The organism is Desulfosporosinus sp. I2 (assembly GCF_000960765.1).
Classification (GTDB): Bacteria; Bacillota; Desulfitobacteriia; order Desulfitobacteriales; family Desulfitobacteriaceae; genus Desulfosporosinus.
This window is the reverse complement of the sequence record NZ_JYNH01000230.1, coordinates 1-4,212: the sequence shown is the minus strand read 5'-3', so window position 1 is coordinate 4,212 and position 4,212 is coordinate 1. Positions and strand designations below refer to the sequence as shown.

The window sequence follows — 4,212 nt, the reverse complement described above, 5'->3', positions numbered from 1 at the left end:
TGGCTGCCTGCAGGGCAAACAAGAAAGTTTCGACTTCTCCGCTCGGCGGTTCATATAAGGGTTTAAACCAAGATTCATAATTGGGAGCGAGCGTACTGATAGCTGCTGAGGCTCGTTGATCAGCTCCGGCGAATTCGGCATTGCGTGCCAGAAAAAGGGGACCAAAGGCCAGTAAAACTACAATTAACAGTAATATCCCATTCTTGGCAATCGGTTTCATGCTTTCACCCCCTGTTTTCGGGTAGGTAACTCTTTTCCAGTAAATACTCCTAAAAATTGCAGCTCTTTTTGACTGTAAGCACTAAGAATATTAATGACCAAAACAGTAAGGATGCCTTCGCTTATGGCTAAGGGAAGCTGAGTGAACGCAAAGATGCTCATGAATTTTAGTGCGGAAGCCATCACTCCGCCCGAAGCAGCGGGAAAAGCTAGCCCTAACTGGAAAGATGTTGTAATATAGGTCATTAGATCCCCTAAAGTAGCTGATAGAAAAACCGATAGCCACAGGGGAGCTCCCAATTTCTTACAACCCTTATAGATACCATAAGAGACAAAAGGTCCCACAATCCCCATAGAAAACGTGTTTGCTCCGAGGGTCGTTATTCCACCATGAGCTATTAGAAGGGCTTGAAAGACTAAGACAATCATACCCAAGACGGTCATCGCTAAAGGTCCGAACAGAATGGTACCTAGACCTACGCCTGTCGGATGCGAACAACTACCAGTTACCGACGGAATTTTCAGGGCTGACAAGACAAAAGCAAAGGCTCCGGCCATACCGAGCAGCATCTTTAAACTGGGATGGAGAGTCACTGTTTTCTTAATGGAACGTACCCCAGCAATAACAAACGGAATCATAACAATCCACCAGAAGGCGGCCCAGTTAAAGGGCAAGAATCCTTCCATAATATGCATAGCATAAGCATTATTAGGAAAGACGATATAGACAGCAATTATGTAAGCGATTAATAAACCGATATTCTTAATCTTACGTAGGTCCATAATAATAATCGACTCCTTTTCATTTTTGGGCGTTATGGAACAGCGGGCGCGTGTCCGGGAAAACCTTCTATTATTCAGTCTTAGATTTTAAGATATAAAAAAATAAAAACCTTTTACCACATAGAAGGGTAAAAAGTTTAACTGGTATCAGGTAACAACAGTAGTCCTGAAGACACAAATATCAACCTCCCTAACATTCCCGTAGGTAGTTTAGACTTAGAAATAAGCAGGTCTCCTGGCTCAAGATCTTCACCAACTCACGTCTTCCCGGATTTATCCCAGTGACATTATGTGAGTTAACTCCCTATTACAGTGGCGGGCGCCGCGTCAGCTTAACTGACTTCCCTTTTCAATTCTTCCCCTCAAGAAAGAATCACTTATCCCTATATATTTAATTGTCTTTTATAGTAACATGAAGCAAGAAGTTTGTATAGTACCAAAACAACGTCAAAAGATAACCAAAAGAACTCCTAACACATCTACAACTGCACTATACGTAACATGCCATACATTTCCTAAATATTCCTGCCGAATAAACAATTATTACATGCTGAAAAACTAACAAAGCGAGAGACAGTTCATATTCATTTAACTTGTTGACTGGTTCCCTTTAGGCCGAGCGCAAATATTTGCGGCAAAAATCACCAACTAATTGCAAATATTTACATATCAAATATGTTCTCGCGTGCGCACCCTACCTCAAAACCGTCTAACTCAGACCGTTTAAAAACGTTCCCAGGGACGTACCTCGTCCCACTTACTTGAAAATATTACCTATTTTCCAGCCCCATCATTCCTAAAACCCGCACCACAAGCGCCTTTCAATCTGTGAGTGTTTTCAAACTAACCACGTACTCCACGTGTGTGGGGTTGCCATTTTGTCGGGCTAGCAAACACATTGACACTTCATAATGACGGCTTAGCAAACACTTGACAATTTCTCGATTATATGTATTGGCAAAATGCAAGTCAAGATAGCTTTCAACCCCGATCGGCATTCACTGATGAATCCTGCAATGTTCGCTCAGTTTGTTTCGCACAGCATGTTCCGCGTTTGAGTTAATCAACAACACTGTTTGTATAAAAACACATAAAAAAGCTAAAATTATAATGATCTTATCTGAAAGGAGGAGAGATAATATGTCCAATATTAAATGCAGAGTAGAAGAGTGTTATTATAACAGTAGCGACCTTTGCCAAGCATCTACAATTGAAGTCAGGTCTAATACAACAGAACATGTTGTTAGTATTTCTGACGACACTGCTTGTGAAACATTCGTTCCAAAGGCGAAAAAATCCTAATCCGACCAATAATTTTAAAGTATGCGTAACAGCCTGAGTGGGTTGTTGCGCATTTTTATACTGAAAGTCCTATGGCTCACATATAGCCGTTTTTCCACAGTAAATTTAATTAAACCGTTATTGACGCGGAGCCCACAGCATAATTGATACTGCTGACAAAAACAAACCCCAGGCCGTAAAAGAAAAGCCCAGGATTGAGTTAATGACAGGTTGGTTGCAGTTATTTTACCGAAATCTGCTCGCTTTAGGCTGGGTCGTAACCTACTACCGACCAAATACCTGTATTGTCTTGTTTCACCAAACGTTTCAGGTACACTTTTCGTATTGGGGTGCTATCTCCCTCCACCTCAATAATGGCTACCTTCTGAGTATTTTGGATAGCCCTCAGGTTTTCCCACTTGACTGGAAATTCACCTTTAACTCCGTTCGGAGAAATCCTTAAGCTGACATATGTCATCGTTACTTGGACAGGGTCTAGTTGCCAGGGAGAATGCCCTTCGTCAACACTTTTCTGGTCATTTTTGGTGATTTCCAAGTCAACAGGAACAACATCTTGTGGTTTCGTAAGGAACTGTAGGTCTGACGATGGCAGAATGTCCTGTTCTTGGCCTTGTGAATCGTAGTACTTGCCGTTTTGCATATAAAGTGTATCTTTTAAATAGGCTCCAAGTACAACCTTGCCGTCAGGAGGGATAGCGTACTGGGCGACGGTAACTACGAAATCCGACCCTTGCTTGAGCCTCTCTTGGAAACTGCCTGCGTTTTTCAGGGATTCATTAAATATGATTTCCAGGGTTTGTCCTGCCTCGTAGTAGCTATCCGCTGGGTCATTCGGTAGCTGGATATTTTTTGTCACTTGGAGAACGATAGATTTCAGCTCATCCGAAGTCACCGCAAGTTTAAGTATAGTACCTTGCACCCTCCGCGTTCTGGCAACCACTTGCCAATTCTTGTTGCCTGTATTTCCGGTTGCGTTTACGTTGTTCTGTGATTTGTCCTTATCCTGGTTGAAAATTCCCCCAGGCTTTAATGCAGGTACAGTAAGCAATCCTTTTTGCCCCTTGCCTTTCCCTTGTAAAGTGAAGACAATAGTTGCCGTTGAAGTTTCGATTATTTTGCCTGTTTCATCTATACCTGCTGTCATAGGCGTAATAAATCCAAAGGTTGTTAGCATAATTGTCCACCTCCATTATTATACTACCCACAATTCTAAAGTTGTGCGCAACTCTTTTATGTTTACGTTACAGTAAGTTCAACTTACTGCAACGTGAAATAATACCCCCAATTTGCCTCGAAGGGGTGTTAGAGCGTTGTCTTCTCGTAGCCAAGATGCTCACGCAATTCTGTTTCAAGAATCTCTTGGAGAGTTCGTTTTAAAGAAACCTTCTGCAGTCTTACACAATAGGGCTACTTGACGGGCTAACTGACTTTTAACATCTTGCATAAATGGTCAATTCATTAATGGTAATTATAACCATTACACAAAACTCTAGACGCCCTCTGTCTCTACCACATCTAAGGACAACTGGATAGACTCTGTATTCCGGTTTAGCACTGTTTTTACTGGAATATGCATGACACGAGCCGAAGTGCGTATCGCCCAAATGAGTATCGCCAGCAGGAGTACAGAATAAATGACACCCACAACATGCTGCCCCCTCAGGTTTCCGGTTATAAGCTCAGGCCAATTGTAGACTTGGTGAATTAAGATCGTTGACTTAAGCCAAGCTTCATGGGCTTTCGGAAAAGGGTGTAAGGAAGGTACCCCATTGCAAAGCCGCTAAATCCGACAAGCGTATTGCCGTAGAGAAGCCCCAGACGCATGTAGGAGATTAATCTCGCACCCGATCAAAGCCACCGCTATAAATAAATGAAGCGTATTCGTCAAGCTGTGGTATGGAAAACTTA

Annotated in this window: 5 protein-coding genes and 1 riboswitch; of the genes, 1 reads left to right on the top strand and 4 read right to left on the bottom strand. The window is 42.3% G+C overall.

Going from position 1 to position 4,212, the window contains the following annotated elements:
* Both UF75_RS24925 and UF75_RS24920 read right to left on the bottom strand, forming a co-directional pair.
* Positions 1–220 (bottom strand): energy-coupling factor ABC transporter substrate-binding protein (locus tag UF75_RS24925; protein WP_045577216.1); only part of this gene is annotated, 220 nt, incomplete at its 3' end.
* Positions 217–1,002, bottom strand: a complete 786-nt coding sequence (locus tag UF75_RS24920) for an energy-coupling factor ABC transporter permease (protein ID WP_045577215.1) — start codon at positions 1,000–1,002, stop codon at positions 217–219. The genes UF75_RS24925 and UF75_RS24920, both read right to left, overlap by 4 nt.
* Positions 1,003–1,209: 207 nt before the next feature.
* Positions 1,210–1,398: riboswitch (cobalamin riboswitch) on the bottom strand.
* A gap of 714 nt (positions 1,399–2,112) precedes the next feature.
* Between UF75_RS24920 and UF75_RS27785 the strand changes: the two genes are divergently transcribed.
* Positions 2,113–2,304, top strand: a complete 192-nt coding sequence (locus UF75_RS27785; protein ID WP_348983104.1) for a DUF1540 domain-containing protein — start codon at positions 2,113–2,115, stop codon at positions 2,302–2,304.
* Between the two features lie 244 nt (positions 2,305–2,548).
* Here the strand turns inward: UF75_RS27785 and UF75_RS24915 are convergent, their stop codons facing one another.
* Together UF75_RS24915 and UF75_RS28780 are read right to left on the bottom strand one after the other, a co-directional pair.
* Positions 2,549–3,478, bottom strand: coding sequence for a hypothetical protein (locus tag UF75_RS24915; RefSeq protein ID WP_045577214.1), 930 nt, complete (start codon positions 3,476–3,478; stop codon positions 2,549–2,551).
* A 315-nt stretch (positions 3,479–3,793) separates the two neighbouring features.
* On the bottom strand, positions 3,794–3,949 hold the full coding sequence (locus tag UF75_RS28780; RefSeq protein WP_156146615.1) for a hypothetical protein: 156 nt from the start codon (positions 3,947–3,949) through the stop codon (positions 3,794–3,796).
* Between the last annotated feature and the right edge of the window lie 263 nt (positions 3,950–4,212).